Genomic DNA, 17,882 nt, shown 5'->3' with positions numbered 1-17,882 from the left:
CAGAGATCGTCAGCCGAGGCGGCTGACCATCACCTTGTCGATGCGCCGCCCGTCTAGGTCGAGCACCTCGAAGCGGAAGCCTTTTGCATCGAACTTCTCGCCCACTTCCGGCAGATGGCCGAGCTGGGCGAGGATATAGCCGGCGACGGTCTCGTAGCGGTCGTTGCGGTCGATCGGCACGCCGATCTGCTCCACGAACTCGTCCACCTGCATCCAGCCTGAAACCAGATACGACCCGTCGTCGCGCGCGACATAGGCCTTTTCGCCGCCATCCTCCTCCTGGAAGGAGCCGGTGATGGCCTCGAGCACGTCGCTGGGCGTGACGATGCCTTCGAAATGGCCATACTCGTCGAAAACCAGCGCCATATGCACCGGGGCCGAGCGGATAGCGCGAAGGAGGTCGAGCGCGCTGGCCCGGTCCATCACCACCGGCGCTGGACGCACCAGCGAGCGCGGCTCGAAGGGCTTGCCCGAAGCAAACATCTCGATCAGGTCCTTGACCTGCATGACCCCGACGATCGCGTCGGCCTCGCCATCCTGCACCGGCAGCGTCGAGCGGCGTGTCTCGCGCAACTGCTTGAGCAGGGCCTCCGGCGGGTCTGCCAGGTCCAGCACCTCGACATCGAGGCGCGGTGTCATCAGCCCGCGGGCGGAACGATCGGCGAGACGCATGACGCCGCTGATCATCGCCCGCTCGTCGCTTTCCAGAACGCCGGCCGTGGTCGCTTCGGTCAGGATGCTGCGCACTTCCTCTTCGGTCACGCGCTCCTCCGTCTCGCCCTTCTGGCCCAGAAGCGCCAGAACGAGCTTGCCCGAAACGTCGAGGAACCAGACGATCGGCGCCGCGACCAGCGCGATGCCCGCCATCAGAGGCGCAACGCGGGAGGCGACGAGCTCGGGATTGCGCAGCGCGATCTGTTTGGGTACCAGCTCGCCGATAATCAGCGACATATAGGTGATGGCCACCACCACGATGCCGACGCCGGCGGGTGCGGCCAGGCCGGGGTCCACGCCGACGGAAATCAGCCAGTCGCCGAGCCGTCCGCCCAGCGTGGCGCCCGAGAAGGCACCCGAGAGCACGCCGACCAGCGTGATCCCGATCTGTACCGATGACAGAAATCTGCCCGGATCGGCCGCCAGCCTGATGGCCGTGGCAGCGCCGCGGCTGCCCCTGTCGGCGAGGACCTGAAGGCGCGCCGTGCGTGAGGACACCACGGCAAGTTCGGACATGGCGAGAAGGCCATTAACGACCGTTAAGACGGCCACAATAATAAGTTCGACGTACACGTCGAAAAAAGCTCCTGCAGACCCGCAATCAGCATCGGGTTGCTTCAGGGCGCCGACTCATAAGGCAATCATCGGTTCGTGGGAATAGCCGGCGCCGAAAACGCTTTATTTCGCATCCTTGACATAGGGGTTCTTGCCCCCGCGCACCCAGAGCCGGATCGGCGTGCCCGGCATCTCGAAGGTTTCCCGCAGCCCGTTGACGAGGTAGCGCTGGTATGAGGCCGGTAGCGCATCGGGGCGGGACGAAAACAGGATGAAGCTCGGCGGGCGGATCTTGGCCTGGGTCATGTAGCGCAGCTTGAGCCGGCGGCCCGAGACGGCCGGAGGCGGATGGCCTTCAATCATGCCGGCGAGCCAGCGATTGAGCCGTGCGGTCGAGACGTGGCTGTTCCAGGCCCGCTCCACCGAGAAGATGGCATCCATCAACCGGTCGATATTGCGCCCGGTGAGACCCGAGATCGTGACCAGCGGAACGCCACGCAGCTGCGGCAAGAGCCGCTCGCAGGCTTCGCGCAGTTCGGCCAGCGCCTTGTTCTTGTCTTCGATCAGATCCCATTTGTTGACGGCGATCACCATGGCGCGCCCCTCGCGCTCCACGAGATCGGCGAGCGTCAGATCCTGCTTTTCGAACGGAATGGTGGCATCGAGCAGCAGCACCACGACTTCGGCATATTGGATCGAGCGCAACGAATCGCTTACGGCGAGCTTTTCGAGCTTTTCCTGGACGCGGGAGCGCCGGCGGATGCCCGCCGTATCGACAAGGTTGATCACCCGGCCCTTCCACTCCCAGGGCACGAGGATGGAATCCCGGGTGATACCGGCTTCGGGGCCCGTCAGCAGCCGGTCTTCGCCGACCATGGTATTGATCAGCGTCGATTTGCCAGCATTGGGCCGCCCGACGATGGCGACGCTGAGATAGCGGTTGGGATTCCAGCGCGGCGCCGGTCCGTCTTCGGTCGACCCGTCATCCTCGGGCAGGTCGACATCGACGGCAGGCAGCAGATCCTCGAGCGCTTGGGGGCCATCCGCCTTGTCGGCTTCGGCCTTTTCGACCGCCTCAGAAACGATGGCGTGCAGATCCGCCAGCCCCAGCCCATGCTCGGCCGAAAGCGCGATGGGCTCGCCAAATCCGAGCCGGTAGGCCTCGACGAGGCCGGGCTCGGCGCCCCGGCCCTCGGCCTTGTTGCCCACGAGGTGCACGGCCTTGCCGGCCTTGCGCAACACCTGCGCAAAGCGCTCATCGAGCGGGGTGACCCCGGCGCGCGCATCGATCATGAACAGGATGACGTCGGCGTCGCGGATCGCCATCTCGGTCTGCTGGCGCATGCGATCTTCGAGGCTGCCATCGGTGACATCCTCATAACCGGCGGTATCGAGCACCTTGAAGCGCAGGTCGCCGATGCGGCCATCGGCCTCGCGCCGGTCGCGGGTGACACCGGGTGTGTCGTCAACAAGCGCGATGCGGCGCCCCACCAGCCGGTTGAAGAGCGTCGACTTGCCGACATTTGGCCGGCCCACAATGGCCACGAGGACGCTCATGCTTTCAGTCTCCATGCGCCGCGGCGAAAAAGCCGCGCCGGTTCAGTTTGCGTTGGTCGGCGAGGCGCCGGCATTCGCCGGGGCCTGCGGCACTTCCGGAACAATGGTGTCGGCGGCCGGGCCCGTCTGGGCCACCGGCTCAGCAGTCTCCGGCACAGGGGCGGCAGGCACGTCGACAGCGGGCGGCAAAAGCGGCGCCAGTTCGGTGACGGAGGGCTGCGGCGGCAGGTCGGTCGCTTCAGCAGCGGCTCCGGCTTCAGCAGCGCCGGCCGCGGCAGCCTCGGCGGCGGCCCGCTGCTCGGGATTGCCGGCGCCTTCGGCGAGAAGCTGCATCACGTAAATCTGCACACGTCCGGCAAGGTCCTGGTTGACCAGCGGATCAGCCAGCAGGGCCTCGAAGGTCTCGAGCGAGCCATCGATCTCGCCCGATGCATATTGGGTGAGCCCGACGATCTCGCGGGCCACGTTGCGCAGGGGATTATCGGGCGCCTCGAGCCCGCCAATGCGCTGGCGCACAGCCGAGACATCGCCGCCATCAACCAGCAGCGAGGCCGCCAGCACGAAGGCCAGCTCACGCACGCGCGGCTCTGTCACCGAGGTTGAAAGAGCGTCATAGGCGGCCACGGCCTCGTCGCGCCGGCCATCGCGCGCCAGCAGAGCCGCTTCGCGGAACCGCGCCAGCGTCTGGTATCCGGATGCGCCGGTGGCCTCGATGGCATCGAGCGCGCTGATCGCACCCGGCACATCGCCCTGCTCGGCCAGCTCGAGCGCGGAATAGAACGTGTCCGACGCCTGCGCGGTCGTGCTGCGCTGCCACCAGCTCCAGCCTTCGTTGACGGCGACGGCCAGCACGATGGCGACGGCAGCAATGATGATCCAGGGTCCGAAGCGCCGCCAGAGGTTGCGCATGCGGTCTCCGCGCAATTCCTCGTCGACTTCGCGGAGAATGCTGTCGTTGCTCATCTACGGCCCTGGCTGGCATGGTTCGAATTTGGCCGCACCATAGTGTCGCGGCCGGCCGAATGCAAAGCGCAGAATGGCGCAATCTCAGGGATCCGCGCGATTTCCGCTGCGTTTCGGGGCCCACCTCGCCCGGAGCGACGGCCCGCTGCGGCATAACTTGCTCTTGCAATCCTGCAATGCAATGAGCAAGAACTGCTTTTCCAAGACTGGTGAACTTATATCGAGATCTTCAGTCCTTCTTTGTCATGGTTCTGCACGGGGGCGCAGTCGCGATGTTGATTTTCTGCACAAGCTATGTCCGCGACGAGCGGTCATGGCAAAGCCGCTATGAACGATGGCTGGACTACAATCTCGCGCTCTTCCCCGACGCGCAATTCGCCTTCATCGACGATGCGTCGCCGTGGTTGCCCAGTCTTCCGGCGATTGAAGTAATTTCTGCTGATAGTGGGGCGGCGCAAACGTCGAAGGTCGCGATCTATACCTTCGAAACGCATAAGGGCATTACCGATCGCGACTTCGAGGGCTGGCTTCGGAGCTTCTGCTACTCTGTCGAGATCGCCAAGGCGCTCGGCCACGACAAGGTCCTGCACATCGAATCCGACGCCTATATCGTCTCGCGGCGCATGGCGCAGGAGATAGCACGCACGAATACGGGCTGGACGGCGTACTGGTGTCCGCGCCACTTCATGCCCGAAACGGCCATACAGGTGATCTGCGCGGACCAGTTCGACGCCGTAAGACAGGTTGGGAGGCTCGACTATGAGGTGCATTTCCGGCGCAAGGTGATCGAAAACACGCTCCCCTTCACGCGGGTCGAGCGCGCCGGCGTTTATGGCAACCGCTTCGGGGAGTTCCGCAAGACCATTCCGGCCTATGCTGATTTCGCCTGCCAGATCACTCCGGACATTCCCGTGATACCGCCCGCCCAGCACAGCGCGCGGCTGAGCGCCAGGGACTGGCTGCTCAACCGCTTTCACGCCCTGCTCTATCGCCGCATCTGAGGCTTGTCTCAGTATCGGTTGGCGATGGGCAGTTCCTCGGCGGGGAACAGGCTGATGACCTCGCACCCCTTGTCGGTCACCACCACTTCTTCCTCGATGCGCGCGGCCGAATAGCCATCCTTGGCCGGGCAATAGGTCTCGAGCGCAAAAACCATGCCGGTTTCGATGACCATCGGGTTCTCGAGGCTGACGGCGCGGCTGATGATCGGGCGCTCATGCAGCGCCAGCCCCAGCCCGTGCCCGAATTGCAGGCCGAAGGCCGCCAGCTCGTTGGGGAAGCCAAGACTTTCGGCCGTCGGCCAGACGGCTGCGACCTTGTCGGTGGTGACGCCGGGCTTGATCATCGCGATCGCCGCATCGAGCCATTCGCGCGCCTTGGTATAGGCATCGACCTGATCAGGTTTGGCGCGCCCGACATTGAAAGTGCGGTAGTAGCAGGTGCGATAGCCCTGGTAGCTCTGGAGGATGTCGAAGAACGCCTGGTCGCCGGGACGGAAGAGCCGGTCGGTGAAATTGTGCGGATGCGGGTTGCATCGCTCGCCGGCGATGGCGTTGATCGCCTCGACGTCGTCCGAGCCCATCTCGTAGAGCATCTTGTTGGCCATCGCGACGATGTCGTTCTCGCGCACGCCCGGCTTCAGCTCCTCCCAGATCATGTGGTAGACGCCGTCCACCATCGAGGCGGCCTGATTGAGCAGCTGAATCTCGTCGATATTCTTGATCTCGCGCGCCCCCAGCATCACCTGCTGGCCATCGACGACGCGAACCCCCGCCTCCTGAAGCGCAAAGAACATCGCGGTCTCGGCATAGTCGACGCCGACCGGCATGTCGGCGACGCCGGCCTTTTTGAGGAGCCCGTAGATCTCCTCGGCATAATGCTTCATCAGCCCGAAGCTCGGGGGAATGGTGCCGCGCATGCCGACCACGCCGGCGCGGCAGTGCTCGGGATCTAGCCAGTCGCAATATTGGCGGTGATGCACGGCCGCCGAGCCGAAATCCCAGACATAGGGCTCTTCATCGCCCGCCAGGAGCGCGAAGCGGCACATCTTGTCGCGTTCCCACTCCCCGATCTTGGTGCCGGTGACGTAGCGGATATTGTTGACGTCAAAGAGCAGCAGCGCGCCCAGCCCCGACCCCTTGAGCGCCGCCTTGGCCCGGCTCAGCCGATAGCGGCGCAGCCGATCGTGATCCACGCGGCGCTCGAAATCGACGGCGGTGTGGCCCAGCGCCGGGATGCGCTTGTCCCAGCGCCAGTTGGGGTCCATGTCGGCAGGCCGCAGGATGCGGGGGCTGAGCGCGGTGGTATTCATCGATGTCTCCTCGGCATCGCGGCAGTGGCGGGCTTTTGTGGATCAGGTCTCGAGGCCGGAGGCGACCTTGCGGTTCTCGCTTTCGAGCGTCACGCCGGCCTGGAGGGCGACCGTCTCGATCACGGCAGCGAAATCCTGCGCCAGATAGGCGGCGGGATCGGGCTTGAGGCTGGCGGCGCCGAAATGGGTCTGGATGGCCTCGCGCGTGGCGGCAGAAACCGGCATCGCGACATCGAGCTTGCGCGCGATCGAGAGGCCGAGATCCATGTCCTTGCGCATCAGCTCGGGCGTGAAGGTGGTGGTCCAATCGAGATTGACCAGCGCCGGCGTCTTGTAGCGGGTGAAGATCGAGCCCATCACCGAGTTGTTGATGAAGGCGAGGAAATCGTGCCGCGACACACCCACCCGTTCGGCCAGCACGGTGATCTCGGCAAGGTTCTGGGTGACGACGCCAAGGAAGACGTTGTGGGCGATCTTGCAGATGCGGGCGAGTTCGCCCTCCCCGACATAAGAGACGCCATTTGCTGCGATAGCCTCGAGCATCGGCCGAACGGTCTCAAAATCGGCCTTGCCGCCCGAAACAACCTGGCTCAGCTTGCCGGCCTTGACGCATTTGCCATTGCCCGACACGGGCGCCGCGAGAAAAGCCGAGCCGCCCTCGGTGATGCGCTGGCGGATGGCCGCGCCCTCTTCGAGACCGACGGAGGAACAATCGACGAAGATTTTCGGGCGCTGCGCGCCGCTGGCGACACCGTTTTCCCCGAAATAGACCGAGGTCAGGTCCTTGCCCGTCGAAACCATGGTGAAGAGCACATCGACATCGGCGAGATCGGCCGGACGGTCGACGAGCGTTGCGCCCATGGCTTCAAGGCCGAGCGCCTTCTCGCGGGTGCGGTTCCACACCTTTACCGTGTAGCCGGCCTTGATCAGGCGCTCGCACATGGGGCTGCCCATGCGGCCAAGGCCGATCCAGCCGATCGTTTCGCTCCCATTTGACATTTTCTGCTGTCCTCTTGTGTCTTTGAAGGTGCCTCCGGCGCAGCCGGAAGGGCTAGCAGGTCACGCAAGCGACCCGCCTGAACTGTGGTGTGAAGAAGGGGTTGGATCCGGCCGCGCGCCGAGCTGCCAGCGGATCGCTCCGCCGGCCTGTACGATCAGCGCCGCCGCAAGCGGCAGCCCGGCGTCAGACGCCGGTGAAGTTCTTGGCCAGCGCTTCCATTTCGCTCACGTTGAAATCGTTGATCTCGTCGACCAGCGCGTTCGAGAAATAGAGCGAGGAATCCACCGCTTCAGCGCCCTGGATGCGCTTGAGCTGGTCGATCGCGGCATCCGACATGAAGCCGTATTTGCGGACGGTCTCATTGGGCTGGAATTCCAGCAGGTCGATCTGGCGGCGCAGGCCATCAACCGCGTTGGCCAGGGCCTCGTCGAAGCCCATGCCCTGAGGCACCTGCTCGGGATAGACGTGCCAGTGGATGCGCACGGCCGCTTCCGGGTTGGCCTTCACGAAGACCGTCGACTTGGCGACGACCCGGCCGATACCCACCAGCTGCTGGCGATGGCTCTCGATCATGTCGCGGCGGGTGAAGAGGCCTGGCCCGATGGATTCGCGCAGATAGGCCGGCATTTCGGGGTAGTGGAATTTCTCGCCCAGGGCTTCCATGGTCGAGACGGTGCCAAGCGCCGCCACATAGGCGTCGACTTCGCCGCCGCGCAGGGCCTGCAGCGCCTGTGCCGCGATGCCGACCGCGACGAAAGTGACTTCGGTATCGGGGTCGATATCGTTGTCGCGCAGGACGATGCGGAGGGTCTTTTCCGGCGCCGAGCCCAGCGACTGCACGCCCACAGTCTTGCCGCGCAGGTCTGCGATGGTGCGGACGTCGCTGTCCTGATTGGTCACGAGCGTCGTGTTGTTGCGGCGGATCTGGTTGTAGAACAGCGTCAGCCCAAGATCCTCGCCGGCCGCTGCGCGCACCAGGGTCTGGTCGATCGAGCCCGAAGCGACCTGCTGGTCACCGCTGGTGACGAGCTGGATGGCGGTGGAGGCGCCGCCCGAGGAGACGTTCTGCTCGACCTCGAGCCCTTCCTTCTCGAAGAGACCGTAATATTTGGGGATCGAGGTCTGGTTGGCCACGATGGTGGAGATCGCCGGGAAGGCGAAGATGTAGTTGATCTTTTCGAGGCTCTGGGCGCGCAGCCCCGGCATCGGCAGCGCCAGAGATGCGGCGCCTGCGCCCATAAGGCCAAGCACGGAGCGGCGGTTGAAGGCGGTGGTGAGCATAGGCGTAGTCCCCTTTATGACAGTGTGACGTCTGGAGATGGTCCTAGATGGAGGCGCCGGACTCGTCGGTTCGGGTCGAGGGATCCCAGAAGAGGACCCATTTCTTGAGCCGGCGAACGGCGTAGTTCATGGTGAGCCCGATGGCCGAGAGCAGCACGAGCACGGAGAACTGCCCGGCCCCGTCCATGTTAGAGCTCATGTTCTGGATGAGGGTGCCGAGCCCTGCCCGGGCGCCCACGAATTCGGCGACGATCGTACCGATCAGGGACAGCACGACGGCCAGTTCGAGGCCCGCCATGATGAAGGGCAGTGCGCTCGGCAGCCGCAGATGGAGGAAGATCTGGAAGCGGCTCGCGCCGAGCGATTTCATCAGGCTGATGCGGTCTTCGTCGGCTGAACGCAGGCCGGCGATGGTGTTGATCATCAGGGGGAAGAAACAGAGGATCGCCGCACTGACGATCTTGCTCCAGATGCCCAGGCCCAGCCACAGGACGAAGAGCGGCGCCAGCGCCACCTTCGGCATGGATTTGAACATGATGATGTAGGGATAAACGAGCATCTCGAAGTAGCGGTAGCTCGCCACCAGAGCGCCGAGCACGATGCCAAGGATGCTACCGAGCACGAAGCCGGTCAGCGTCGCCTGCAGGGTGAAGCCGAGATGCCGGATATAAAGGCCGCTCGAAAGCCCACGATAGAGCGCCATGGCGATGGCGCTGGGCGGGGGCAGCACATAGCTGGGCACGTTGAAGGCGCGCGTGCTCAGTTCCCAGGCGCCCATGGTGAAGGCGAAAAACGCAATCGAGATCGCGGTGTCCTTGACCTTGCTCATCCGTCGATCCCTCCCTCGGCGTGAAGAAGTCCGCGCAAATGCCCAACATAACGGGCGAAATCGGCTGAACCCATGATGCTCATCGGGCGCGGCCGCTCGAGGTCGACCCGGATGTCCTCGATGATCCGGCCCGGGCGCGGCGACATCACCAGCACGCGGTCGGCAAGAAACACCGCCTCGGGGATGGAATGGGTGATGAGCAGCACGGTCTTGCGGCGCTCCATCCAGATGCGCTGCAATTCGGCGTTCATCCGCTCGCGCGTCATCGCGTCGAGGGCCCCGAAGGGCTCGTCCATCAGCAGCAGCGAGGGATCGTTGATCAGCGAGCGGGCAATCGCCACGCGCTGCTGCATGCCGCCGGACAACTCGCGCGGATACCGGCCCTCGAAGCCTTCGAGCTGCACGAGCTTCAGGAGCTCAAGCGCCACGCTACGATAGCGGCGCTTGTCGAGGCGCAGCACATCCACGGGCAGCATGACGTTCTTGAGGATCGTGCGCCAGGGGAAGAGCACCGGCGATTGCAGCACCACCCCGACATCCGGACGCGGGCCGGTCAGCCGCTCGCCCTTGATCAGCGCCTCGCCCTCGGAGGGCGGCTGGATGCCGGCAAGGATCTTGAGCAGCGTCGACTTTCCGCAGCCCGAGGGCCCGACAAGCGCGACGAACTCGCCCTCGGCCAGTTCGATATCGGTGCGGTCGAGCGCGAGGATGTCCTCCCGCCCCGCTGCTTTGTAGCGCTTCAGCAGCCCCTTGATGGAAATGGCCGAAGCGCCTGACGCGCCCGCCGGTCCCCCGCTGTGCTCGATCGCCATTTGCCCTCACAAAAGCGCCGTACTGCTTCCCTGCCCGCATCACGACCCGACGGGACGCGACTGGCTTTGGAAATCGATTGCATTTTTGCGTTGGCATTTGGCGACTGTCAATCGCCGATTTTGCGGGAGCACGCCAACCTGCCTAGTCCGAAAGTCGGATCAGCGCCGCCTTTACCTTCGAATCTCGGCACATGAGCAAAGAAATCTACGGAATTCAGCCTCTTGCACTGAGCGATCAAGCGCGTTGCCAAGCGCAAATACGCGTGCTACCGATTATGCAATCGCTTGCGTTAAATCAGCGGGCGCTGCACCTCGACTTCATGCAGAACAGGGACGGTAGCCATGAGCACCGAAGGATATCCGCGCTTTTCTCAAGGCGAAATCGATCGGCGTCACGCCGCCGCGCGTGCCATCATGGAAGAGCGCGGCGTAGAAGCCTTGCTCATTTTCGGCCACAGCGGCAACCGCCGACACTACCAGGCCGACGTGCATTATTTTGCAGAAGTCGCCACCTTCCACGAATCCTACCTGCTGCTGCCGCGCATCGGCGAGCCGGTGTTCTGGACCACGCACAACAATCACTTCCCCAATGCCAGCGAGCTGTCGCGCATTCCGGACATGCGCAAGGCCTCGCGCAAGGATGGTTCGGGCAAGGTGATCGCCGAAGAACTGCGCAAGCGCGGTTACGAAAAAGCCCGGCTGGGCATGGTCGGCACCTTCTTTTACCAGGAGGTCGACAAGATCCGCGAGCTGTTGCCGGACATGGCGATGGTCGACCTGTCGCTGCCGATCAAGCTGCTGCGCACCCGCAAGAGCGCCGAGGAGCTGGTCTACCAGCGCAAGGCCGCAGCAGGCTGCGATGCGGTGATGAACGCGCTCAAGGCCGCCATCCGCCCCGGCATCGAAGAGCGCGAGCTCCTGATCATCAGCGAGAATGCCGCCTGGGATGCGGGCTGTTCGCCGACTTTCCTCTATCTCAACAGCACGTCCATGGCCAATTCCGACAGCTGCGTGCCCAACCAGTTGCTGTCGCGCCGCAAGATCCAGATGGGCGACGTGATCAACACCGAGCTCACCGTGAATTACGGGCTTTATTGCTCGCAGATCCTGCGGCCGTTCTTTGTCGGTGAGACCACCCCGCACTACCAGCGCATCTATGACGTGATGATCAAGACCTATCGCGAGATGTGCGCGGCCACCCGCGCCGGGGTCGCTGCCGACGAGCTCGTCGCCATCACCCGCCAGATCGAGGACGCGGGGCTCAAGACGGTGGATGGCGCTGGCCATGGCTTTGGCGTCGACATCCAGCCCCCGTCACTGCCGCAGGGCTTCCGCCCCGCATCTCCGGCCGGCTATGTATTCGAAGCCAATACGACCGTGGTTCTCCAGCCCAATCCGGCGACGCCTGACGAGAAATCCGGCATGCAGATCGGCGATATGGGGCTGGTGACGGCAGACGGCTTCGAAATCATGCATAGCTATCCGGCCGACGTCACCCGGCTCTGAAGCTTGCTTCTGTCGCGATTCCAGACGGCGAACGGCATCCGTTTCGCGTTGGAGCGCTCCGGGGTCTCGCCTTTGGGGGCGGAGCGGGACCCCGGAGACAATTTCCCCTCAAGGGGCAGGTCTGAGGCCAAGGGCAAGGAGGGAAACCTATGAGCAACATCGGATATCCGCGGTTCAGCGATGGCGAGATGGCGCGGCGCCTTGAGGCAGCCCGGGCCCTGATGGATGAGCGCGATGTCTCCGCCCTCGTCATCTGCGGCCATGCCGCCAACCGGCGCCACTACCAGGCCGATGTGCATTATTTCGCCGAGGTGGCGCTCTTTCACGAAAGTTTCCTGCTGATCCCGCGCGAGGGTGAGCCGGTGCTCTGGAGCACCGCGCATAACCACCACCAGAATGCCATCGAGCTCAGCCGCATCGCCGACACTCGCGATGCCCCGCGTGTTCCGGGCGCCGGGGTGATCATTGCGCGCGAACTGCAGTCGCGCGGCCTTGCGACGGCGCGTATCGGGCTGGCCGGCTCGTTCTTTTATACCGAGATGGACGCCTTGCGGGCCGCCCTGCCCGATCTCCAGACCACTAACATGACAGGAGCACTCAAGCGCCTGCGCTCGCGCAAGAGCGCCGAGGAACTGGCCTATCAGCGCAAGGCCGCCAAGGGCTGCGATGCCGTGATGGAAGCGCTCCGCGAGGCCATTCGCCCGGGGATCACCGAGCGCGACCTGCAGATCATCAGCGAGAACGCCGCCTGGGACGCCGATTGCGAGCCGACCTTCCTCTATCTCAGCAGCACGAACACCCGCGCCTCCGATGCCTGCGTGCCCAACCAGCTGTGGTCGCGGCGCCGCATCGAGGCCGGCGACGTCATCAATACCGAGCTGACCGTCAGCTACGGCATGTATTGCTCGCAGACCCTGCGGCCCTTCTTCGTGGGCGAGCCGACGCCCGACTATGAGCGCATCTATGATGTCACCAAATCGGTCTATGATGCGCTTGCTGGCGCCATCAAGGCCGGCACGACGCTGGGCACGCTCTACGAGATCGGGCTCGAGATCGGCAAGGCCGGCATGACCACGGTGGATGGGCTGGCACACGGCTTCGGGGTCGATCTGCTGCCGCCGCGCGTGCCGCATCTGCTCAAGCCGCCCGAGCATCTCGATGAGCCGCTCGAGGCCAACACCACGCTCGTCATCCAGCCCAATCCGGTTACGCTCGACCGCAAGAGCGGCATGCAGCTGGGCGATATGGGCATCATCACCGAAACCGGGTTCGAGAGGGTGCACACCCACCCCGCCGAAGTCACCCGCATCCCTGCCTGACGCTGGAAGGCCCTGAAGCCATGCCCACTCTGCTTACCGACGGCTATGTCGTCACCATGGATGCCCGGCGCACGATCCATGAGCCGGGCTTCGTTCTTGCCGACGATACCGGCAAGATCGCGGCTGTGGGCCCGCTGTCGGCCTGTCCTGAGGTCGCCGGTGCCGCGCGCTTCGACCTGCGGGGCCATATCGTGGTGCCGGGGCTGATCGATCTCTACCACCGCCCGTGGACTCAGCTCTTTCCCGGAGGCGCGCCCGCTGAGGCTGCCGGCGCGGCACTGAGCGTCGAGGATCACCAGCGCGCCGCATCCCTAGCCGGGGCGGCGCTGGTTGCAGGCGGCGTCACGACCGTCGTGGCCACCTTGCCTGTCGGCGCGAGCGACAAGGCCGGCCCCGTGCGCGAGGCCATGGCTGCCTCGGGCCTGAGAGTGGTAATGGCCGTGTCCGACCCTGCGGCCGCCGAAGCGGGAGACCTCGTGCTGGTCGAGACCGACCTGCTGGCTCGCCGCGAGGGGCGCGCCACCGAAGCAACGATCTGGGCCGCGTGCCGCGCAGCCCGCGAGCGTGGCCTCAAGGTCCTGTCGCGCCTCTGGCCAGATGGTGCCACCGAAGCACAGATGCTCGCCGCCCGCGCTGCAATCGGCCGCTCCACGGCGCAGCACCTGATGGAAATGAGCGCGCTCGACGATGGCTGGATCGTCGTGAGCCCTTTGGGGCTCGACGACATGGGGCGCATGCTGGTGAAGGAATCCGGGGGCGCCGTTGTCGGCCTGCCCGTCGCAGAGGCTGCATCGGGCACCGGAACGACCGACCTCTCCGCCCTCGCCCGCCTCGGCGTGACCTGCGGGCTGGGGACGGACGGACCCGGCCGATCGTTCACCACCGACATGATCGAGCAGATGAAATACGCCATCATGAGCCAGAACTCGCTGGCGCTCGATGTGCTTTCGATGTCGGCCGAACGCGCACTGGAGATGGCGACCGTAAATGCCGCGCGCGCCCTCGGGCGAGACTCCATGGTGGGCGCCATTGCGCCGGGCCTTGCCGCCGACATCGCCGCGTTCGACATGCGCGGCTATCATTTCGGCGTCCATGCCAAGCCCATCTCGGGCCTCATCACCTGCGCCAAGCCCTCCGATGCCGCCCTCGTGCTCTGCGCCGGCAGGGTCGTGCACGAGAGGGCGAGAGCCTCGGCCGCCGCCCGTCGCCCCGGTCTGGCCAGGGCTTAGGAGTTCCCCGATGCGTCACCTCATCACCAATGCCTGCGTGCTTACCGTCAACGCCAGCGACGAGGTCTTTTCCCCCGGCTATGTGCTGATCGAGGGCGAGCGCATCGCGGCGGTGGGCCCGATGTCGGCCTGCCCGCACGGTGCGTTCGACCTCACCACCGATGCCGAAGGCGGCTTTATTGCGCCCGGGCTCATCAACCTGCATGAGCACGACTACATGCACATGATGAAGGGCATCGCCGAGGGGCTGCTGCTCGAGCCGTGGTCGCGACAGGTGTCGTCGCGCTCGCGCGAGGCCATGGAGGGGGCGGACTTTGTCGCCGCCATGCGGATCGGTGCGCTCGAAATGCTGCGCACCGGCACCACAACGGCGCTTCTGCATCCGGCGCGCGCTTCGCTCGAACTCGACGTGGATGGCCCGCTGCCGCCCAATTCCGATCTCGGCCTGCGTCAGGTCCATGGCATCGCCTACCAGATCCGCACACCGGTTCTTGCCGACCATCCGTTCGGCCCGGCCGAAGCCGCCGAAAATCTCGCGCTTCTGGCCGAGCGTTTCTCGCGGGGGCCCGGCCAGATGAACCTCGCCGCCACGATGATCGAATGCAACGCCCACCATACGGCGGCCGGCCGCAGCTCGGATGAACTGGTGATCTCGGGACACAAAGCGGCAAGCGACCTCGGGCTGCGCATCGCCTCGCATGTCTCGGGCGGCACGCTCTCGATGGCGATGGGCTTTCTCAAATACAAGCGCGTCACCGGACGCAGCGACGTGGAATATCTCGATCGCCTCGGTGTTCTCGATGACAGCTGGCTGCTGATCCACGGCATCCACTTCACCGATCAGGACATCGCCATCGTGCGCGACCGGGGCGCGTCCGTGGTTTACACCCCGACGTCCGAAGCGATCCGGGCCGGCGGTATCGGCCCCTGGGTGCAGATGCTGGGCGAAGGTATCGTCTGCGCGCTCGGCACCGATGGACCGGCTGTGGACTACTCGATGGACATGGTCGAGCAGATGAAGGCCGTCGTGCTCTTCCAGAACCTGCGGCATCGCTCTCCCACGGCCTTGTCTCCGCGCGAGGCCCTGCGCATGGGTACCATCAACGGCGCCAGGGCACTGGGCATCGAAAGCTGGCTCGGCTCGATCGAGCCAGGCAAACGGGCCGATCTCGTGCTCTATCGCCGCGAACGCTCAAGCCAGCGGCTCGCTACCGATCCCATTGCGGCCTTCGTCATGGCCAGCAATGGCACCGATGCGCGGCTGGTTCTGGTCAATGGCCGACCTGCCTATGACGATGGGCGCTTCACGGCCGGCATCGACCCGGCGCTGATCGTCGCCGAAGCGCGCGAGCGGGCCGACGCGATCAACACTCGCAGTGGGCTGATCAGCCGGGCCGAGCCCGTCTGGCCACAGAACGCGGCGTGAAAGGACGGCGATGATGAGTGAAAGCAAGCTCCTGAGCGTTGTCGAACACTGGCTGCCCCGCATCGAGGTGGCCGGCATTCCCTCGGCTACGGCGAAAGAGGTGATCACGAGGGCCGGCGACTGGGCGGGCTGGCTTCCGGCCTGGCTTGAGGAGGCCGACCGAAACGAGGCCATTGCCGTTGACGCCGAGGCCAAGGGCTGGCGCGTGACGGCCGGCGAGGCCTATGCACGGGCCGCAGCCTGCGCCCATTTCGGGCAGTTCATGGCGTTCGAAGATCTCGCGGCCAAGGCCGCGGCGGCCGAGCGCAAATGCACCATCTATCGCCGCGCCGCGCCCCTGCTCGATCCGCCGGCCCAGCCCGTCGGCATTCCTTTCGAAGGGGCGGCGCTCACCGGCTACCTGCGGCGCCCGGTGGGTGTAGACGCTGCGCCGCTGGCGCTCATCGTGCCGGGCTCGGACTCCACGAAGGAGGAATTCCCGAACTTCGAGAAGCACTTCCTTGCGCGCGGCATCGCGACCTTTTCGCTCGACGGCCCCGGCCAGGGCGAGGGGCGGCTGTTCGGCCCCCTGCGCCCGGACATCACGGCCGCCATCGCGGCAACGCTCGAGAGGCTCAAGGGCGAAAGCGGGCTATCGGGCAAGGTCGCTCTGGTCGGCATGGCGTTCGGGGGCAATCTCGTGCTGCGTGCGGCCTCCGCCCTGCCCGATCTGGCCGCGGTCGTCTCCATCAACGGCTTTGCCGATCTCGGCGCTTTCGCGCCTGCGCTGCCGCAGGTCTATCGCGACAATCTGCGCTTCGCGCTGGGTACGGAGGACGTTCTAGGTGCGGCCGCCGGCTTCACCATCGCCAATGCCCCGCCGATCATGGTCCCGGCGCTCATCATCCATGGCGGGCGGGACAAGATATTCCCCGTTTCGGAGGCCGAGGCGAGCGCCAGAGCCTGTTCGGGCCGGGTTGACCTCCACGTGCTGCCCGAGGGCAATCATGTGTGCAACAACATTCCCTGGGTCTATCGGCCGCTCGTTGCCGACTGGCTTGGCGACCGCTTTGCGGATCGGTAGAAATCACTGCGCGCCATGACGTCTCATTCCCGCCGGTCTCCCCATCCAGAGTACCCAAGCCATGCCTGAAGTGATCGTTCTGGGTGCCGGCATCATCGGCGTATCGACAGCACTGCATCTGCGCCGTCGCGGACACGACGTACTGCTGATCGACCGGAAGGCGCCGGGTCAGGAGACGTCCTACGGCAATGCCGGCATCATCCAGGCCGAGGGCATCAGGCCACGCGCCTTTCCGCGCACCATCGCCGATCTCTGGTCCACCGCCATCGGCGCGCGGCTCGACACGCGCTACGAGGTCGGCGCCCTTCCCGGGCTCGCCGATCCGTTTGTGCGTTACTGGCGCAATTCGGCACCCGATCGCTATGAGCAGATCGTTCGCGAATACACCCCGCTCATCCGCCGCGCTGTCGCCGATCATGCCGAACTCATCGCGGAAGCCGGCGCACAAAAGCTGATCCGCAAGGATGGCTGGATGCTGATCTTCCGCAGCGAGGCAGCGCGCGATCGTGCGTTTAGGCTCGCGGACGAAAAATATGCCCCGGTCGGCGTGGGCTATCGCAAGCTCGACGCCGCCGGCCTCGCCCGAGCCGAACCCGACTTGCGTCAGTCGCTCGCCGGCGCCCTGCACTGGACCGACCCGTGGACGGTGACCGATCCCGGAGGGCTCGTCTCGGCCTATGCTGCGCTGTTCGAGCGCCTCGGCGGCCGGATCGAGACCAGTGAAATCACCGGGCTTGAGCGGCAGGGCACCGGCTGGCGCATCCGTCACGAGGGTGGCGAAAAGACCGCGGCGCATGTGGTTGTGGCGCTCGGGCCCTGGTCGGGCCGGCTGATCGCCCCGCTTGGCCTCCGGCTGCCGCTCTTTGCCAAGCGCGGCTATCACATGCATTACGGCATGGAGCCCGGCACGGCGCTGCGCAACTGGCTGCTCGACATCGAAGTGGGCTATCTGATCTCGCCCATGCAGCGCGGTGCCCGCCTGACGACCGGCGCGGAATTCGCGCGCCCCGACGCGCCCCCACATCCTAAGCAGATCGATGGCACCGAGGCGATGGCCCGGAGCATTCTTCCGCTGGCGGAACGCCGCGATCCCGTCCCGTGGCTTGGCACGCGGCCCTGCACCCCTGACATGAAGCCGATCATCGGTCCGGCCCCGTCGCAAAAGGGCCTGTGGCTCGCCTTCGGCCATGCTCATCATGGTTTCACGCTCGGACCCACGACGGGCAAGCTTCTGGCCGAGGCCATCAGCGGCGAAAAGACCTCGGAAGACCTCACGGCCTTTCTGCCCGACCGTTTTCTCTGAGGCCCGCATAGTGA

At 65.2% G+C, this 17,882-nt stretch carries 15 protein-coding genes; 7 read left to right on the top strand and 8 right to left on the bottom strand.

What is annotated here, in order from left to right; translation table 11 throughout:
* Positions 1 to 9 precede the first annotated feature (9 nt).
* The 3 genes from BT183_RS02820 to BT183_RS02810 all read right to left on the bottom strand — a co-directional run bounded on the left by BT183_RS02820 (position 10) and on the right by BT183_RS02810 (position 3,789).
* Entirely contained in the window at positions 10 to 1,272 is a 1,263-nt protein-coding gene (locus BT183_RS02820; protein WP_210185453.1) for a hemolysin family protein, read from the bottom strand.
* A gap of 120 nt (positions 1,273 to 1,392) precedes the next feature.
* Complete coding sequence (gene der, locus BT183_RS02815; protein ID WP_072341434.1) at positions 1,393 to 2,826, bottom strand: ribosome biogenesis GTPase Der; 1,434 nt, start codon at positions 2,824 to 2,826, stop codon at positions 1,393 to 1,395.
* A 42-nt stretch (positions 2,827 to 2,868) separates the two neighbouring features.
* On the bottom strand, positions 2,869 to 3,789 hold the full coding sequence (locus BT183_RS02810) for a tetratricopeptide repeat protein (protein WP_072338874.1): 921 nt from the start codon (positions 3,787 to 3,789) through the stop codon (positions 2,869 to 2,871).
* Between the two features lie 272 nt (positions 3,790 to 4,061).
* On the opposite strand from BT183_RS02810, the gene BT183_RS02805 reads away from it, so the two are divergent.
* Positions 4,062 to 4,790 (top strand): hypothetical protein, encoded by a 729-nt coding sequence (locus BT183_RS02805; RefSeq protein WP_143145634.1) that lies wholly within the window; start codon positions 4,062 to 4,064, stop codon positions 4,788 to 4,790.
* An 8-nt stretch (positions 4,791 to 4,798) separates the two neighbouring features.
* Here BT183_RS02805 and BT183_RS02800 read toward each other — a convergent pair whose 3' ends face one another.
* From BT183_RS02800 to BT183_RS02780, 5 genes are all read right to left on the bottom strand, one after another.
* Positions 4,799 to 6,100, bottom strand: coding sequence for a M24 family metallopeptidase (locus BT183_RS02800; protein WP_072338872.1), 1,302 nt, complete (start codon positions 6,098 to 6,100; stop codon positions 4,799 to 4,801).
* A 42-nt stretch (positions 6,101 to 6,142) separates the two neighbouring features.
* On the bottom strand, positions 6,143 to 7,099 hold the full coding sequence (locus BT183_RS02795; protein ID WP_072338871.1) for an NAD(P)-dependent oxidoreductase: 957 nt from the start codon (positions 7,097 to 7,099) through the stop codon (positions 6,143 to 6,145).
* Between the two features lie 184 nt (positions 7,100 to 7,283).
* The gene (locus BT183_RS02790; RefSeq protein ID WP_072338870.1) at positions 7,284 to 8,381 is read right to left on the bottom strand and encodes an ABC transporter substrate-binding protein; all 1,098 of its coding nucleotides are present in this window, start codon (positions 8,379 to 8,381) and stop codon (positions 7,284 to 7,286) included.
* Positions 8,382 to 8,424: 43 nt separating this feature from the next.
* Complete coding sequence (locus BT183_RS02785; protein WP_072338869.1) at positions 8,425 to 9,210, bottom strand: ABC transporter permease; 786 nt, start codon at positions 9,208 to 9,210, stop codon at positions 8,425 to 8,427.
* Positions 9,207 to 10,022, bottom strand: coding sequence for an ABC transporter ATP-binding protein (locus BT183_RS02780; protein ID WP_072338868.1), 816 nt, complete (start codon positions 10,020 to 10,022; stop codon positions 9,207 to 9,209). Before BT183_RS02780 ends, BT183_RS02785 begins: the two co-directional genes overlap by 4 nt.
* Positions 10,023 to 10,364: 342 nt before the next feature.
* Here BT183_RS02780 and BT183_RS02775 point away from each other — a divergent pair, with 342 nt between their 5' ends.
* The 6 genes from BT183_RS02775 (at position 10,365) to BT183_RS02750 (ending at position 17,868) form a co-directional block, all read left to right on the top strand.
* The gene (locus BT183_RS02775; protein WP_072338867.1) at positions 10,365 to 11,528 is read left to right on the top strand and encodes a M24 family metallopeptidase; all 1,164 of its coding nucleotides are present in this window, start codon (positions 10,365 to 10,367) and stop codon (positions 11,526 to 11,528) included.
* Between the two features lie 149 nt (positions 11,529 to 11,677).
* Positions 11,678 to 12,847, top strand: coding sequence for a M24 family metallopeptidase (locus BT183_RS02770; RefSeq protein WP_072338866.1), 1,170 nt, complete (start codon positions 11,678 to 11,680; stop codon positions 12,845 to 12,847).
* Positions 12,848 to 12,867: 20 nt separating this feature from the next.
* Positions 12,868 to 14,076 (top strand): amidohydrolase family protein, encoded by a 1,209-nt coding sequence (locus BT183_RS02765; protein WP_072338865.1) that lies wholly within the window; start codon positions 12,868 to 12,870, stop codon positions 14,074 to 14,076.
* Positions 14,077 to 14,086: 10 nt separating this feature from the next.
* Complete coding sequence (locus tag BT183_RS02760; RefSeq protein ID WP_072338864.1) at positions 14,087 to 15,502, top strand: amidohydrolase family protein; 1,416 nt, start codon at positions 14,087 to 14,089, stop codon at positions 15,500 to 15,502.
* A 13-nt stretch (positions 15,503 to 15,515) separates the two neighbouring features.
* On the top strand, positions 15,516 to 16,565 hold the full coding sequence (locus BT183_RS02755) for an alpha/beta hydrolase family protein (RefSeq protein ID WP_072341432.1): 1,050 nt from the start codon (positions 15,516 to 15,518) through the stop codon (positions 16,563 to 16,565).
* Between the two features lie 61 nt (positions 16,566 to 16,626).
* Entirely contained in the window at positions 16,627 to 17,868 is a 1,242-nt protein-coding gene (locus BT183_RS02750; protein WP_072338863.1) for an NAD(P)/FAD-dependent oxidoreductase, read from the top strand.
* Positions 17,869 to 17,882: the final 14 nt, after the last annotated feature.

Source organism: Devosia enhydra (assembly GCF_900119845.1).
In the GTDB taxonomy this organism is placed as follows: Bacteria; Pseudomonadota; Alphaproteobacteria; order Rhizobiales; family Devosiaceae; genus FPKU01.
This window is presented reverse-complemented; position numbering and strand designations above follow the sequence as displayed.

Excerpts from the sequence above, each read along its gene's own strand:
- BT183_RS02755 (WP_072341432.1), top strand. The coding sequence starts at position 15,516 with ATGAGTGAAAGCAAGCTCCTGAGCGTTGTCGAACACTGGCTGCCCCGC.
- BT183_RS02750 (WP_072338863.1), top strand. The coding sequence starts at position 16,627 with ATGCCTGAAGTGATCGTTCTGGGTGCCGGCATCATCGGCGTATCGACA.
- BT183_RS02765 (WP_072338865.1), top strand. The coding sequence starts at position 12,868 with ATGCCCACTCTGCTTACCGACGGCTATGTCGTCACCATGGATGCCCGG.
- BT183_RS02785 (WP_072338869.1), bottom strand. The coding sequence starts at position 9,210 with ATGAGCAAGGTCAAGGACACCGCGATCTCGATTGCGTTTTTCGCCTTC.
- BT183_RS02800 (WP_072338872.1), bottom strand. The coding sequence starts at position 6,100 with ATGAATACCACCGCGCTCAGCCCCCGCATCCTGCGGCCTGCCGACATG.
- BT183_RS02770 (WP_072338866.1), top strand. The coding sequence starts at position 11,678 with ATGAGCAACATCGGATATCCGCGGTTCAGCGATGGCGAGATGGCGCGG.
- BT183_RS02795 (WP_072338871.1), bottom strand. The coding sequence starts at position 7,099 with ATGTCAAATGGGAGCGAAACGATCGGCTGGATCGGCCTTGGCCGCATG.
- BT183_RS02805 (WP_143145634.1), top strand. The coding sequence starts at position 4,062 with ATGTTGATTTTCTGCACAAGCTATGTCCGCGACGAGCGGTCATGGCAA.
- der (WP_072341434.1), bottom strand. The coding sequence starts at position 2,826 with ATGAGCGTCCTCGTGGCCATTGTGGGCCGGCCAAATGTCGGCAAGTCG.
- BT183_RS02810 (WP_072338874.1), bottom strand. The coding sequence starts at position 3,789 with ATGAGCAACGACAGCATTCTCCGCGAAGTCGACGAGGAATTGCGCGGA.
- BT183_RS02760 (WP_072338864.1), top strand. The coding sequence starts at position 14,087 with ATGCGTCACCTCATCACCAATGCCTGCGTGCTTACCGTCAACGCCAGC.
- BT183_RS02780 (WP_072338868.1), bottom strand. The coding sequence starts at position 10,022 with ATGGCGATCGAGCACAGCGGGGGACCGGCGGGCGCGTCAGGCGCTTCG.
- BT183_RS02790 (WP_072338870.1), bottom strand. The coding sequence starts at position 8,381 with ATGCTCACCACCGCCTTCAACCGCCGCTCCGTGCTTGGCCTTATGGGC.
- BT183_RS02775 (WP_072338867.1), top strand. The coding sequence starts at position 10,365 with ATGAGCACCGAAGGATATCCGCGCTTTTCTCAAGGCGAAATCGATCGG.